The organism is Bartonella vinsonii subsp. vinsonii, assembly GCF_902825235.1.
GTDB lineage: Bacteria > Pseudomonadota > Alphaproteobacteria > Rhizobiales > Rhizobiaceae > Bartonella > Bartonella vinsonii.
In genome coordinates this window covers 90,330-105,957 of record NZ_CADEAJ010000007.1, presented here as the reverse complement: position 1 = coordinate 105,957, position 15,628 = coordinate 90,330, and the positions used below count along the sequence as shown (strand labels likewise).

Below are 15,628 nucleotides of genomic sequence, written 5' to 3'. Positions count from 1 at the left end.
TGGTCATGCCTGGAGATAATGTTGCGATGGATGTTTCTTTGATAGTTCCGATTGCCATGGAAGAAAAGCTTCGTTTTGCTATTCGTGAAGGTGGTCGTACTGTTGGTGCTGGTATCGTTTCTAAGATTATTGAGTAAGGAATGGTTATTGAAAAACGTCTTCGTTGTAAGGGATGTTTTGGTTTTAAGAATTAGGGGTATAGCTCAGTTGGTAGAGCGGCGGTCTCCAAAACCGCAGGTCGCGGGTTCAAACCCTGCTGCCCCTGCCAAAGGGGGATGGGATTTTTTCTGTGAGGAAGTGGATTTTAACTGCCTTCTTCGCTTTTTTTTGTATGGGGCTTGTTTTTTTGTGTATGAATCGGTATTGAATAGAGGATGAGGAAGTTGTATGAGGCTGGAGGGGAGCTTTTGCAATTTTGTCGTGTTTATTTTGTTGTATAAATCACAATAAAACTGGAAAGAATATAGTGTGACTGATGGCATCTAAAACCAATCCAATTACCTTTTTAAAGCAAGTCTATGCAGAAACAGTTAAGGTGAAATGGCCTACACGTCGTGAGACTGTGATTTCTACTGTTATGGTGCTGTTAGTGACTGCATTTGCTTCAGTTTTCTTTTTTATTGTGGATCAGGCTATGCATTTTGGTGTTTGGCGAGGTATTGATCTTCTAAAATATCTTTTTAGTTGAGAGTACAAGGAAGTGTGACTGTGGCTGCTCGTTGGTATATTGTTCAAGCATATTCAAATTTTGAAAAGAAGGTAGCGGAAGCTATTGAGAAGGAGGTAAAGCAAAAAGGGCTTGATCATCTCTTTGAAAAGATTTTTGTTCCAACAGAGCGCGTTGTGGAAGTTCGCCGTGGACGTAAGGTTGATGCTGAGCGGAAGTTTTTTCCTGGTTATGTTCTTGTTCGTGCCGAGTTGACAGATGAAGTTTATCATCTCATTAAGAATACACCTAAAGTAACAGGTTTTTTAGGGTCTGATGCGCGTCCCATTCCCATTTCTGATCGGGAGGTTGAACAGATTCTGAAACAAGTTCAAGAAGGGGGGGAGTCTCCAAAGTCTTCTGTATTGTTTGAGGTTGGAGAGCAGGTTCGTGTTGCTGATGGCCCTTTTGTTTCGTTTAATGGTATTGTTCAAGAGGTTGAAGAAGAGCGTTCTCGCCTTAAGGTAGAGGTTTTGATTTTTGGGCGTCCTACGCCTGTTGATTTGGAGTTTGGTCAGGTTGAAAAACTCTGATGAGCTTAGAGTGGTTTTGACCACTTTGAGTAATTGGTGGGAGGTGATTTATGGCTTTTGTCGGCTTGATGATCCGAACCACTTAACTGCAAAGGGTGGCGGGCAAGGTCAATTGTTCGTATATCAATGAAATTGAAGGCAGATTATTATGGCAAAAAAAAGTATAGGGCAGCTTAAGTTGCAGGTTCCTGCGGGAGCTGCTACTCCGTCTCCCCCGATTGGTCCAGCTCTTGGGCAGCGTGGTATTAACATCATGGAATTCTGTAAAGCGTTTAATGCCGCTACGCAGGAAATGGAGAAGGGGGCACCAATTCCAGTCGTTATCACTTATTATCAAGATAAGTCTTTTACATTTTCTTTAAAGACGCCTCCCGTATCATTCTTTTTAAAGAAGGAGGCAAATTTGAAATCTGGTTCAAAAGAGCCTGGTAAAGTGTCTGTAGGAAGCATCTCTCGTGATAAGATTCGTTCAATTGCAGAAGCGAAGATGAAGGATCTTAATGCAAATGACGTTGAATCTGCGATGCGCATGGTTGAAGGTTCAGCGCGCTCTATGGGCTTGGAAGTGGTGGGCTAAGATTATGGCAAAGGTAGCAAAGAGAATAAAAAATATCCGCAAAGATATTAATTTTAATGAGCTTTACGCTTTAAAAGATGCGGTTTCGATGGTTAAAGAGCGTGCAGTTGCTAAATTTGATGAAACAATTGAAATTTCAATGAACTTAGGTGTTGATCCTCGTCATGCTGATCAAATGGTTCGTGGTGTTGCTCATTTACCTAATGGAACAGGGCGGAATATCCGTGTGGCTGTTTTTGCGCGTGGGGATAAGGCAGAAGAAGCAAAGGCTGCTGGTGCTGATATTGTCGGGGCTGAAGATTTGTTCGAGAGCATTAATGGTGGAACGATTGATTTTGACCGTTGTATTGCGACACCAGATATGATGCCTCTGGTTGGTCGTCTTGGTAAGATTCTTGGTCCACGCAGTTTAATGCCAAATCCGAAAGTTGGTACTGTGACACTTGATGTCGCTAGTGCTGTCAAAGCTTCTAAGGGTGGAGCTGTGGAGTTTCGTGTTGAAAAAGCTGGTATTGTGCATGCTGGTATTGGCAAGGCTTCTTTTGGTGTTGAAAAGATAGTGGAAAATATTAAAGCTTTTGCTAGTGCTGTTATTAAAGCTAAACCGCAAGGTGCAAAAGGTGAGTATGTTAAGAGGGTTGCAGTTTCTTCGACTATGGGGATTGGAGTTAAAGTTGATCCTGCAACTGTTCGTTCAGAGTGAGTTTAAACCAGATTTGTAATTTTATTTTGGGGTATGTAAAGATCAAGATTGTGTTTAGAATGTCGATTTTTCGGCATTTATCTATCTGAGCTTTATCGAGCTTGGGTTATACCGGAAGAAATTCCGGAATATCCTGTCCGAGATTGTGGGTGATACTGTTTGAGGTATCTTAATCGAAAAAAACCCGCATGAGACTGGGGTAAAAACTGAGAGTTAAAAGACTTAAAGGGTTTGAACCAAGGTTGCCTTTGATCGCTGTGCGTGAAGAAGGGGACAGGATCCTCATCGATGACATAAAGTGTTTTATGTTATCAAAGGTAACCAACAGATTTGTTTTCAATAAATCTGTTAAATGGAGAGAAACAGTGAATAGAGCGGAAAAACGCGAATTTGTTACATGGCTTAACGAGGCTTTTCGGAAGTCTGGTTCTGTTGTTGTTGCACATTATTCTGGCCTGACAGTTTCACAGATGAACGATCTTCGTTCAAAAATGGGTGAAGCTGGCGGTGCCGTTAAAGTCGCCAAAAACCGTCTTGCTAAAATCGCTCTTCAGGGCACGGAATCTGAATCGTTAGTGGATTTGTTTATTGGGCAAACACTTATTGCTTATTCAGAAGATCCAATTACAGCACCGAAGGTTGCTGTTGATTTTGCTAAAAACAATGACAAATTTGTCATCCTTGGTGGTTCAATGGGTGCAACAAGTTTGAGTGTAGATGCTGTGAAGTCATTGGCTTCATTGCCCTCATTAAACGAGTTGCGGGCAAAACTCGTAGGTATGATTTCTACCCCTGCGACCCGTATTGCACAAGTTGTTAATGCTCCTGCTGGTCAGGTTGCACGTGTCATTGGAGCATATGCTCAGGAGAATAAGGCGGCTTAAGGCTGTTTGATGTTCACGTTTATGGAAAAGTTTTTATGCTTTTTTGTTTTTTTTGAATAATAAATAATGGTTTGAATCTTTTAATTGAAGGAATTTAAAAATGGCTGATCTAGCGAAGATCGTAGAAGACCTTTCTAACCTAACCCTTTTGGAAGCTGCTGAGCTTTCTAAGTTATTGGAAGAAAGATGGGGCGTTTCAGCTGCTGCTCCTGTAGCTGTAGCTGCTGTTGCTGGTGCTGCTGCTCCAGCTGCAGAAGAAAAAACAGAATTTGATGTTATTCTTATTGAAGGTGGTGCGCAAAAAATTAATGTTATTAAAGAAGTTCGCGCACTGACTGGGCTTGGTCTGAAAGAAGCTAAAGATCTGGTCGAGGGAGCGCCTAAACCTATTAAAGAAGGTGCTTCTAAAGATGAAGCAGAAAAAATTAAATCTCAGCTTGAAGCTGCTGGTGCTAAAGTTGAACTTAAATAAATTTGTTTTAATCGGCGGGCATTTATGTTCGCCGATTTCCTTTCTCTAAAAGAGGGGAGATGATTAATGAAAGCCTTTTTCCAGCAGTCGAATAGCTGTAATGGATGTGGGCTTTACTTCTTATTTCCTCATTGGAGAGCCAAGTGTGTGGTTGGCTTGTGTTGTGGGGAATAATGGTGGTACTCGTTATCGGGTATTAAGTGAACTGGTCTGCATGTGCAGGTTAATGACATAAAGCTTTCAAGGTTTAGTCTACCTTGAAGAGTAAAGATCAAGGAGCGACGATGGCTCAGACCCTAGCGATGATGTCTCAATTCAATGGTCGTAAGCGCGTACGCAAATTTTTTGGTAAGATTCCTGAAGTAGCAGAGATGCCGAATCTTATTGAGGTTCAAAAAGCGTCATATGATCAGTTTCTCATGATTGAGGAACCAAAAGGTGGACGACCAGATGAAGGTTTGCAAGCTGTTTTTAAATCGGTATTTCCTATTTCGGACTTTTCCGGTACAGCTATGCTCGAGTTTGTTGGTTATGAATTTGATTTACCAAAATTTGATGTTGAAGAATGCCGTCAGCGTGATTTGACTTATGCTGCACCATTAAAGGTGATATTACGTTTAATCGTTTTTGATATTGATGAGGATACTGGATCAAAAGATATCAAAGATATTAAAGAGCAAGGCGTTTATATGGGCGATATGCCTTTAATGACGAAAAATGGTACTTTCATCATTAATGGTACGGAACGTGTTATTGTTTCACAGATGCATCGTTCTCCTGGTGTATTTTTTGATCATGATAAAGGAAAGTCGCATTCATCGGGAAAATTTCTTTTTGCTGCTCGTGTTATTCCTTATCGTGGTTCTTGGCTTGATATTGAGTTTGATGCTAAGGACATTATTTATGCCCGTATTGATCGGCGGCGCAAGATTCCCGTTACAAGTCTTCTGATGGCATTAGGTATGGATGCATCAGATATTTTGTCAACATTTTATAATAAAGTCACTTATGAGCGAGATGGGGATGGGTGGCGTATTCCTTATTCTGTTGATCGTTTTAAAGGAATGAAGCTTGTTTCTGACCTTGTAGATGCAGACAGTGGTGAAGTTGTTGCCGAGTCTGGTAAAAAGCTAACACTTCGTGCTGCAAAGTCTTTAGCTGAGAAAGGTCTCAAGGCGGTTAAAGTTAGTGAAGATGATTTATTGGGATGTTATTTAGCAGAAGATATAGTCAATTATCAGACGGGTGAGATTTATCTTGAAGCTGGTGATGAAATTGATGAAAAAATATTGAAGGTTTTGTCTGATGTACATGCGGATCAAATTAATATCCTTGATATTGATCACATGAATATTGGAGCCTATATCCGTAATACTTTAAAAGTGGATAAAAATGAAAGTCGGCAGGATGCGTTATTTGATATTTATCGCGTTATGCGTCCAGGTGAGCCACCAACAATGGATACAGCGGAAGCTATGTTCCATTCGTTATTTTTTGATCCAGAGCGTTATGATCTTTCAGCCGTAGGGCGTGTTAAGATGAATTTGCGTATGGACCTTGATTGTCCAGACACGGTTCGCATTTTGCGTCAAGAAGATATTCTTGCTGTTGTTAAGATGTTGGTTGAATTGCGTGATGGTCGTGGTGAAATTGATGATATTGATAATCTTGGCAATCGACGCGTTCGCTCAGTTGGGGAGCTGATGGAAAATCAGTATCGCATTGGTTTACTTCGTATGGAGCGTGCGATAAAAGAGCGTATGTCATCAGTTGAAATTGACACAGTCATGCCTCAGGATTTGATAAATGCAAAGCCTGCTGCTGCAGCGGTTCGTGAGTTTTTTGGATCTTCGCAGTTATCGCAGTTTATGGACCAAACGAATCCTTTATCAGAAATTACCCATAAGCGCCGTCTTTCTGCTCTTGGCCCTGGTGGTTTGACCCGTGAGCGTGCAGGTTTTGAAGTTCGTGACGTACATCCTACGCATTATGGTCGTATTTGCCCGATTGAAACGCCGGAAGGTCCTAATATTGGTTTGATTAATTCCTTAGCAACATTTGCGCGCGTTAATAAATACGGTTTTATTGAAAGTCCGTATCGCAAAATTATTGATGGTAAAGTGACAACAGAAGTTATTTATCTGTCTGCTATGGAAGAATCAAAGCATTATGTTGCTCAAGCCAATTCGTCATTAGATGCTGAAGGGCGCTTTACAGAAGAATTCGTTGTTTGCCGCCATGCTGGTGAAGTTTTGATGGCACCGCGGGATCATGTGGATTTGATGGATGTTTCACCAAAACAGTTGGTCTCGGTAGCGGCAGCTCTTATTCCATTTTTGGAAAATGATGATGCAAATCGTGCGTTGATGGGATCAAACATGCAGCGTCAGGCGGTTCCGCTTGTACGTGCTGAAGCACCCTTTGTTGGTACGGGTATGGAATCTGTTGTTGCTCGTGATTCAGGCGCAGCTGTTAGTGCAAAGCGTGGTGGTATTGTTGATCAAGTGGATGCAACCCGTATTGTTATCCGTGCGACAGAAGATTTAGATCCTTCAAAGTCTGGTGTTGATATCTATCGTCTACAGAAATTTCAACGTTCCAATCAGTCTACCTGTATTAATCAGCGCCCTCTCGTGCATGTTGGTGATCGAATAGAGAAGGGTGATATTATAGCAGATGGTCCATCTACAGATCTTGGTGATTTAGCTCTTGGGCGAAATGTTCTTGTGGCCTTTATGCCTTGGAATGGATACAATTATGAAGATTCTATTTTGTTATCCGAGCGCATTGTTGCCGATGATGTTTTTACCTCTATTCATATTGAGGAATTTGAAGTTGCAGCACGTGACACAAAGCTTGGTCCTGAAGAAATTACACGCGATATTCCTAACGTTGCAGAAGAAGCGTTAAGAAATCTTGATGAAGCTGGCATTATTTATATTGGTGCTGAAGTTCAGCCTGGTGATATTTTGGTTGGTAAGATTACACCAAAGGGTGAAAGTCCCATGACGCCAGAAGAGAAGCTTCTGCGTGCCATTTTTGGAGAAAAAGCTTCAGATGTTCGTGATACTTCTATGCGAATGCCTCCTGGAACTTTTGGAACTGTTGTTGAAGTTCGTGTTTTTAACCGCCATGGTGTGGAAAAAGATGAACGTGCAATGGCTATTGAACGTGAAGAAATTGAGCGTTTAGCGAAAGATCGTGATGATGAACAGTCAATTCTTGATCGCAATGTTTATGCGCGTCTTACTGATATGTTGACAGGTAAAGTTGCTGTAGAAGGCCCAAAGGGCTTTTCAGGCAGCAAGAAGCTTGACAATACGGTGATGGGCCACTATCCGCGTTCACAATGGTGGCAATTTGCTGTTGAAGATGAAAAGCTTCAGAATGAAATTGAGGCTTTGCGTAAGCAATATGATGAATCGAAAGAAGCGTTACAACGTCGCTTTATGGATAAAGTTGAGAAGATTCAAAGAGGCGATGAAATGCCTCCTAGTGTCATGAAAATGGTAAAGGTTTTTGTGGCTGTAAAACGCAAAATCCAACCAGGTGACAAAATGGCGGGACGTCATGGTAATAAGGGTGTTGTATCGCGTATTCTTCCCGTAGAGGATATGCCATTTCTTGAGGATGGGACCCATGCTGATATCGTGTTGAATCCGCTTGGTGTGCCTAGTCGTATGAATGTTGGACAAATTCTTGAGACACATCTTGGTTGGGCGTGTGCTGGGATGGGCAAGAAGATTGGCGATTTGATAGAGTTGTATCAAGAGACTGGGGATATCCTTCCTTTGCGTCAGCGTATTGAGAATCTCATGTCTGATAATGATCATAATGAACCAGTACGTCAGTATGATAACGAGAGCCTTTACAAATTAGCGCTGCAGATGAAGAAAGGTGTTTCAATTGCCACACCTGTTTTTGATGGAGCACATGAAGCTGATATCAACATGATGCTGGAGGATGCAGGATTAGATAGTTCAGGACAGGTTACGCTTTATGATGGCCGTACTGGAGAGCCTTTTGATCGTCCGGTGACAGTTGGCTATATTTATATGTTGAAACTGCATCACCTTGTTGATGATAAGATTCATGCACGTTCGATTGGACCATATTCGCTGGTTACACAGCAACCATTAGGCGGTAAGGCACAATTTGGTGGGCAGCGTTTTGGTGAAATGGAGGTCTGGGCACTTGAAGCTTATGGTGCTGCCTACACTTTGCAAGAGATGTTGACTGTAAAATCAGATGATGTGGCTGGTCGAACAAAAGTCTATGAGGCGATTGTGCGCGGTGATGATACATTTGAGGCCGGTATACCCGAAAGTTTTAATGTATTGGTAAAAGAAATGCGGTCACTAGCTCTTAATGTAGAACTTGATGATGCGCGTGAACTTATTGCACAGCGGACATTGTCTGATACAGCAGAATAATAATCAAGAAGCGCAGTGGGAAGGATGCGCTTTGATTGTCTTGAGAAAGACTCATAAAAAAAACTTTTATTAAGGTGGCACAGATAGTTTAAAAAATAGAAATGGGTTTTAAATACAATCTGTGACAAAATTAATGAGATATTACAACAGGTTCTAAGAATCTTTGAAGGAGAACGGCATGAACCACGAGGTCATGAATCTTTTCAATCCTCAGGCGCCAGCGCAGACATTTGACTCTATTCGTATTTCCATTGCGAGCCCTGAGAAGATTTTGTCTTGGTCGTACGGTGAGATCAAGAAGCCTGAGACTATTAATTATAGGACTTTTAAGCCAGAGCGTGATGGACTTTTTTGTGCACGTATCTTTGGCCCTATTAAGGACTATGAATGTTTATGCGGTAAATATAAACGCATGAAATATAAGGGCATTATCTGTGAAAAATGTGGTGTAGAGGTGACTCTTTCGCGCGTACGGCGCGAGCGCATGGGGCATATTGAGCTCGCGGCACCCGTTGCACATATTTGGTTTCTTAAGTCTTTACCAGGTCGTATTTCTACACTTTTAGATTTAACTTTGAAGGATATTGAGCGGGTTCTTTATTTTGAGAACTATATTGTAACAGAACCAGGATTGACATCCCTTAAGCTCCATCAGCTTCTTTCTGAAGAAGAATATATGCTTGCTATTGATGAGTTCGGGGAAGATCAGTTTACAGCGATGATTGGCGCTGAGGCTATTTATGAGCTTCTAGCCGGCATGGAATTAGAGAAAATCGCGAATGATTTGCGTGTCGAATTGTCTGAGACGACTTCAGAATTAAAGCAGAAAAAGCTGATTAAAAGACTTAAGATCGTTGAGAATTTCCTTGAATCTGGCAATAAGCCAGAATGGATGATTATGAAAACGATTCCAGTCATTCCACCTGATTTACGTCCATTGGTTCCACTTGATGGTGGGCGTTTTGCGACGTCAGATCTGAATGATCTTTATAGACGTGTGATAAATCGTAATAACCGCTTGAAACGATTGATTGAATTGCGTGCTCCTGGAATTATTGTGCGCAATGAGAAACGTATGGTGCAAGAAGCTGTTGATGCATTGTTTGATAATGGTCGACGTGGGCGTGTGATTACTGGAGCGAATAAGCGTCCGCTTAAGTCTCTTTCAGATATGTTAAAGGGTAAGCAAGGGCGTTTCCGTCAAAACCTACTTGGAAAGCGTGTTGATTATTCGGGACGTTCTGTTATCGTGACTGGTCCTGAATTAAAATTGCATCAATGTGGTCTTCCCAAAAAAATGGCTCTCGAATTATTTAAGCCATTTATTTACGCGCGTCTTGATGCAAAGGGCTATTCATCAACTGTAAAACAAGCAAAGAAACTTGTTGAAAAAGAGCATCCGGAAGTTTGGGATATTTTGGATGAGGTTATCCGTGAACATCCTGTTTTGCTGAATCGTGCGCCGACATTGCATCGTTTGGGGATTCAGGCATTTGAACCTATCTTAATTGAAGGAAAAGCTATACAACTTCATCCATTGGTATGTACTGCTTTTAATGCGGATTTTGATGGCGATCAAATGGCAGTCCATGTTCCGCTTTCTCTTGAAGCGCAGCTTGAAGCGCGTGTTTTGATGATGTCGACCAATAATATTCTTCATCCAGCCAATGGTGCACCGATTATTGTTCCATCACAGGATATGGTTCTTGGTCTTTACTATCTTTCAATTGTTTCTGAAAAAGAACCAGGTGAGGGAATGGCTTTTTCCGATATAGGTGAACTCCATCACGCCTTGGAAAATAAAGTTATAACTCTCCACACAAAGATCAAAGGCCGCGTTAACAATATAGGAAAAGATGGGAAGAAAGTTGCTAAACTTTATGAGACAACACCTGGCCGTTTGATTATTGGAGAACTTTTGCCGAAAAATCCGAATATCTCGTTTGATATTGTCAACCAAGAAATGACTAAAAAGAATATTTCTAAAATGATTGATCAGGTTTATCGGCATTGTGGACAAAAAGAGACAGTTATTTTCTGTGATCGTATTATGCAGCTTGGTTTTTCTTATGCTTGTCGTGCAGGAATTTCGTTCGGCAAGGATGATATGGTTATCCCTGATAGTAAGTCACGTTTGGTTGCAGAAACAGAAGCTTTGGCTAAAGAGTATGAGCAGCAATATAATGATGGTCTGATTACGCAAGGTGAAAAATATAATAAAGTCGTAGATGCTTGGGGTAAATGTACGGATCGTGTTGCAGATGAAATGATGAAACGTATTCAGGCTGTTGAATTTGATCCTAAAACAGGTCGTCAGCGGCCAATGAATTCGATTTATATGATGTCGCATTCTGGTGCGCGTGGTTCTGCTAACCAGATGAAACAATTAGCTGGTATGCGTGGTTTAATGGCAAAGCCATCGGGTGAAATTATTGAAACACCAATCATTTCAAACTTTAAGGAAGGTCTAACTGTTAATGAATATTTTAACTCGACTCACGGTGCACGTAAGGGGCTTGCTGATACTGCGTTAAAAACAGCCAACTCTGGTTATCTCACACGACGTCTTGTTGATGTTGCGCAGGATGCTATTATTTCAGCAGTTGATTGTGGTACTACAAAAGGGCTTACTATGCAGCCGATTGTTGATGCAGGACAAATTGTTGCATCTCTTGGGCAAAGAATTCTTGGTCGCACAGCACTTGTTGATATTTTACATCCAGTTTCTGGAGAGGTTATCCTTGAAGGGGGGGGAATGATTGAGGAAGCTGATATTGCTAAGATCGAAGAAGCTGGAATTCAGTCTGTTCAAATCCGCTCTGCTTTGACATGTGAAACGCGCCTTGGTGTTTGCGCCAAATGCTATGGTCGTGATTTGGCACGCGGGACACCAGTTAATCAGGGAGAGGCTGTTGGTGTTATTGCAGCTCAGTCCATTGGTGAACCGGGAACGCAGCTTACTATGCGTACTTTCCACTTAGGGGGAACGGCGCAGGTTGTTGATTCATCCTATTTAGAAGCCTCTTATGAAGGTACAGTGGAGATTCGTAATCGCAATGTGGTCCGCAATTCTGAAGGTCATTTGGTGGTTATGGGGCGTAATATGGCTATCCTTATCAAGGATGAGTTCGGTAAAGAGCGTGTAGTGCATCGTGTTAGCTATGGTGCACATATCTTTGTTGATGATGGTGATGTGGTTAAATGTGGTCAACGTATAGCAGAGTGGGATCCTTATACACGTCCTGTTTTAACTGAAGTTGAGGGCTATGTAGGTTTTGAAGATATGATTGATGGTTTATCAGTTACTGAAACAGCTGATGAATCTACAGGTATTACGAAACGTTTGGTAATTGATTGGCGCGCTAATCCGCGTGGTGCTGATCTAAAGCCGGCTATTATTATATATGCAGATAAAAAAGGTGAGACCATTGCCAAATTATATAAGGGAGGTGAAGCCCGTTACATGATGTCAGTGGAAACCATTCTTTCTGTTGAGCCTGGTTCTCATGTTAAGGCCGGTGACGTTATTGCTCGCTTGCCAATGGAAAGTGCTAAGACAAAGGATATTACAGGTGGTCTACCACGTGTGGCTGAGCTTTTTGAAGCAAGGCGTCCAAAGGATCACGCTATTATTGCTGAGGTTAGTGGTACAATTCGTTTCGGTCGTGGTTATAAAAATAAGCGTCGTATTATCATTGAACCAAATGATGAGACTCTTGAACCAGTAGAATATTTAATTCCAAAGGGTAAACTATTTTACTTCCAAGAAGGCGATCAAATTGAAAAAGGAGATTATATCCTTGATGGAAATCCGGCTCCTCATGATATCTTGGCAATTAAGGGTGTTGAAGCGTTGGCATCTTATCTTGTTAATGAAATTCAAGAAGTTTATCGTTTGCAGGGAGTTTTAATTAATGACAAGCACATTGAGGTGATTGTTCGTCAGATGTTGCAGAAAGTTGAGATTACTGAATCTGGAGATTCTGGCTATATTCCAGGTGACAATGTTGATCGTATTGAACTTGATGAAATCAATGATAATTTAATTGCAGAGGGGAAAAGACCTGCATCTGGTACCCCCATCCTACTTGGGATTACAAAAGCATCTCTTCAAACACCATCATTTATTTCAGCAGCATCATTTCAGGAAACAACAAGGGTGCTTACTGAGGCAGCAGTTTCTGGTAAAATTGATACTTTGCAAGGTCTTAAGGAAAATGTTATTGTCGGCCGTCTTATTCCTGCAGGGACAGGTGGTACGATCGCTCAAATCCGCCGTATCGCTGCAGTTCGTGATGATTTGATCGTAGATGGCAGCGCAAATCTAGCAACAATGAGATGGCTAAAGCTATGTTGACAAATATGACAACTGAAGCGGTTGCTGAATAATTTAACATGCATGTTAACAAATGATATGAGAGCGCCCAAATAGAGAATTTGGGCGTTTTTTTATATCTCAGAATATAAAATTTGTATATTTTCTGATAAATATAACTGCAAAGGCTGTAAAGCGATTATAGTTTAACGAATTCTTGGTAGCTTATTGTATTTTTTATAATAATATTCATCTTTTACTTTATTTATAAAGTTTTTTATTTATGCAGTAAGATAGAAACTTTATTTTAAATACATTTAAAATTGAAAAATGTTTAAGATGATGAGCTATCATATGTTAAGAGAAAAGGACATATTATCTCAAAATAAGATAACTATAGACTTATCTTTTATCTTATCCTTGCTAAAGAATTTCATTTCTGTAACGTAATAGAATTTCTCAGGATTAGGAATATCTGTAAGTTTTGGATTGCCTTTTTTAAAGGAACAGGATAGGATTCCACAGTTTCATAATTGACGTGTAAATTTCCTAATTCACGCCCTGCTGTAACAAACATCCAAAAGTCTTCAGAACTTTTTACACAAGGGATGCGAGGGAGTTCTTTACATAAATTATCAGCATAACGAGCCCTATAATCTTCTGAGTGCAAGAGACCGTAAACATAATAGAAGATATCATCCTTAGTAATTTTGTCATTTGGATAAGCTGTTTTAAAGTGTGCTAATCCTTCATTAGTAATTCTATAGCGACCTTTCTTTTTTACTTTTGTAGGTAATAAGCCATGGTCATGTTGTTTTGTTTATCAGATCATAGTAACAGTAGATAGCTTGTTGTTGTTTCTAATATGTGACAGTTCCAATAAATTTTGTATATTCTGTGCATTAAAGTCTTTCTTTATTCTCAAAAAGCTTTACGTATTGTGCCTTAGATAAAGAGTGCATAGTGTGTAAGATTACACTTTAACGGGTGATTATCATCTTCATAGGTGGGGGGAGATATATGACTTATGCAAGCAATAAGACGGGGATATATGGTGCGGTCAACGTAGTTTATACTCTTTACGACCATTTTCAAAGAATTACTCTCCTGAGAAAATTAAAAGAGTGTTACGCGGTTCGTTCTTTTCCTTTTGGAGAGGATAAGGCGTTTTGTTTTGCACGTCACATTGAGTGTAAAAATTAAATGCGTTGCTCTTTATTTTCTTTTGTGCTTACCACGGCTTTTTTGTGCCTTTTCTCGTTACCGAGTTTAGCACATAACATTCGTGAGAAAGCGATTAATCAATCAGAGAGCATTCAGCGTCAACAAACGCAAGAACAACGTTTTCAGCAATTACATCGTAGAAACAAAACGCAAGGGATATCTTTACCGGATGATGATGCTACAGTTCTCCATGATGCTTCCCCCCATACAACCTGTTTGTTGATCAAAAGCATTGAACTGATTGGTGTTCGATTGATTTCTCACAGAGATCTTCATGATGCTATTTCTCATTGGGAAGGGCGCTGTTTAGGTATTGATGATATCAACAAAGTGCTCAAAGCTGTCACTAAGCTTTATATGCAGCGTGGCTATATAGCGGTGCGGGCTTATTTGCCTGAGCAAGATTTAAGCGGCGGTCATCTGCAAATTGTTGTTGTTGAAGGTGTGATGGAAGATATTACCCTTGATGGGCATAAAGTTGAGAGGAAAGATCAAGGCGAGATCATTATGGCTTTTCCAAACCTTATTGGGAAACCGACCAATCTGCGCCAGATAGAGCAAGGGCTTGATCAAATCAATCGGCTTTTCTCACGCCAAGCCACCATTAATCTTGGAGCGGGTAGCAATTCGGGTGCTTCGATACTCGATGTTCATATTGAAAAACAGAAACCTTGGCTTATTACGCTTTCCAGCGATAATCTTGGCGCTAAAGCCACAGGGCTTTATCAAACGCGCTTGAGCCTTTCTTTTGATGATCTTTTAGGTGGGAATGATCAATGGTCGTTTAGCTATCAGCGCTCCATGGATGGTGGACCGTATCACTTCTCCAAAAAGCGTCCCAATAGCGATACGATCACTGGTTCATTTTCCATTCCCTATGGCACTTGGACAACGGGTTTTGATGGGACGTGGAGCCAATATCATTCGAGTGTTAAAGGAATATTTTCCGATATTTTAACATCGGGCAAGTCGTTATCACTTACCCCTTGGATTTCACGGGTTATTGCCCGTAATCAAGAGGGCAAGACTTGGCTTACGGGACGATTGACTTGGAAATATGCCGATAATTTTATTCTGGGCAGTAGGGTTGATGTATCGAGCCGTAAATTGGCTATTGCGACCTTTGAATTTGATCATATGCGCCAATGGCTTGGAGGAGAATTGAATGTTCATCTAGGATTTCATAAGGGTTTAGCGATTTTAGAAGCCTATGATGATAAAGAGCAAGAAAATATTTCGCCCAATGCGCCTAAAGGGCAATTTAGAAAATGGTCTTTTTCTTTGGGCTATGTGCGTCCTTTTTCACTCCATTCATATCACTTTCGCTACAATACGCTGCTTTCAGGGCAGTGGTCTCCCGATACATTGTTTGGTTCAGAACAAATATCGTTAGGGGGCAATTCATCTGTGCGTGGGGTGCGTGAGGCAGTTTATTACGGCAATAACGGAGTGTTTTGGCGCAATGAATTGTCTCTGTTATTGCCAGGTTTTACCTCCGAAAAAGGTCGTAAGGTGATGAGCCAATTTTCTCCTTATCTGGCGCTTGATCTGGGAGCCGTGGCCAATGATGTAAGCAAAAACAGTTTTGGTGGTCGCTTGGTTGGAGCAACGCTTGGTTTCCATGCGGATGGAGAGATGATGGATATTGATTTGTCTTATTCCAATCTTTTGAAGGCGTCGAGACCGATAGAGAAGGGGAACGCGGTTGGAGTCTTTCAAGTACGGACTTTGTTAAGGTTTTAGAATAAGGGGCGGTAAAAATATCGCCTTGTTGTTTAGAC

Annotated in this window: 9 protein-coding genes, 1 tRNA gene and 2 pseudogenes; 11 read left to right on the top strand and 1 reads right to left on the bottom strand. The window is 41.0% G+C overall.

The genetic code is table 11. The annotated features are described in order from the left end of the window. The 10 genes and pseudogenes from J7R12_RS06470 to rpoC form a co-directional block, all read left to right on the top strand. Positions 1–137 (top strand): EF-Tu C-terminal domain-related protein (locus J7R12_RS06470; protein WP_455708587.1); only part of this gene is annotated, 137 nt, incomplete at its 5' end. 55 nt (positions 138–192) lie between these two features. After that, positions 193–268: transfer RNA gene (locus J7R12_RS06465), tRNA-Trp, on the top strand. A 207-nt stretch (positions 269–475) separates the two neighbouring features. Further along, positions 476–688: a preprotein translocase subunit SecE gene (gene secE / locus J7R12_RS06460; RefSeq protein ID WP_126603917.1), complete on the top strand. Its 213-nt coding sequence runs from the start codon at positions 476–478 to the stop codon at positions 686–688. A 20-nt stretch (positions 689–708) separates the two neighbouring features. Beyond that, positions 709–1,239 carry a transcription termination/antitermination protein NusG gene (gene nusG / locus J7R12_RS06455; RefSeq protein WP_126603918.1) on the top strand — a complete coding sequence of 177 codons (531 nt, stop codon included), beginning with the start codon at positions 709–711 and terminating at the stop codon, positions 1,237–1,239. Positions 1,240–1,387: 148 nt separating this feature from the next. Next, positions 1,388–1,816, top strand: coding sequence for a 50S ribosomal protein L11 (rplK, locus tag J7R12_RS06450; RefSeq protein WP_126603919.1), 429 nt, complete (start codon positions 1,388–1,390; stop codon positions 1,814–1,816). Positions 1,817–1,820: 4 nt separating this feature from the next. Next, positions 1,821–2,519 (top strand): 50S ribosomal protein L1, encoded by a 699-nt coding sequence (rplA, locus tag J7R12_RS06445; RefSeq protein WP_126603920.1) that lies wholly within the window; start codon positions 1,821–1,823, stop codon positions 2,517–2,519. A 365-nt stretch (positions 2,520–2,884) separates the two neighbouring features. Further along, positions 2,885–3,403, top strand: coding sequence for a 50S ribosomal protein L10 (gene rplJ, locus J7R12_RS06440; RefSeq protein WP_126603921.1), 519 nt, complete (start codon positions 2,885–2,887; stop codon positions 3,401–3,403). Positions 3,404–3,503: 100 nt separating this feature from the next. Beyond that, complete coding sequence (gene rplL / locus J7R12_RS06435; protein ID WP_126603922.1) at positions 3,504–3,875, top strand: 50S ribosomal protein L7/L12; 372 nt, start codon at positions 3,504–3,506, stop codon at positions 3,873–3,875. Between the two features lie 284 nt (positions 3,876–4,159). Next, positions 4,160–8,308, top strand: a complete 4,149-nt coding sequence (rpoB, locus tag J7R12_RS06430) for a DNA-directed RNA polymerase subunit beta (RefSeq protein WP_126603923.1) — start codon at positions 4,160–4,162, stop codon at positions 8,306–8,308. 178 nt (positions 8,309–8,486) lie between these two features. Beyond that, positions 8,487–12,697: pseudogene (gene rpoC, locus J7R12_RS06425) on the top strand (DNA-directed RNA polymerase subunit beta'). 315 nt (positions 12,698–13,012) lie between these two features. Here rpoC and J7R12_RS06420 read toward each other — a convergent pair. Continuing rightward, positions 13,013–13,392: pseudogene (locus J7R12_RS06420) on the bottom strand (type ISP restriction/modification enzyme); the annotation flags it as partial. Between the two features lie 434 nt (positions 13,393–13,826). Here J7R12_RS06420 and J7R12_RS06415 point away from each other — a divergent pair. Continuing rightward, positions 13,827–15,590: a ShlB/FhaC/HecB family hemolysin secretion/activation protein gene (locus J7R12_RS06415; RefSeq protein ID WP_126603926.1), complete on the top strand. Its 1,764-nt coding sequence runs from the start codon at positions 13,827–13,829 to the stop codon at positions 15,588–15,590. The last annotated feature ends 38 nt before the right edge of the window (positions 15,591–15,628 follow it).

Coding starts and splice junctions, on each gene's coding strand:
- secE (WP_126603917.1), top strand. CDS start 476: ATGGCATCTAAAACCAATCCAATTACCTTTTTAAAGCAAGTCTATGCA.
- rplK (WP_126603919.1), top strand. CDS start 1,388: ATGGCAAAAAAAAGTATAGGGCAGCTTAAGTTGCAGGTTCCTGCGGGA.
- rplA (WP_126603920.1), top strand. CDS start 1,821: ATGGCAAAGGTAGCAAAGAGAATAAAAAATATCCGCAAAGATATTAAT.
- rplL (WP_126603922.1), top strand. CDS start 3,504: ATGGCTGATCTAGCGAAGATCGTAGAAGACCTTTCTAACCTAACCCTT.
- rpoB (WP_126603923.1), top strand. CDS start 4,160: ATGGCTCAGACCCTAGCGATGATGTCTCAATTCAATGGTCGTAAGCGC.
- J7R12_RS06415 (WP_126603926.1), top strand. CDS start 13,827: ATGCGTTGCTCTTTATTTTCTTTTGTGCTTACCACGGCTTTTTTGTGC.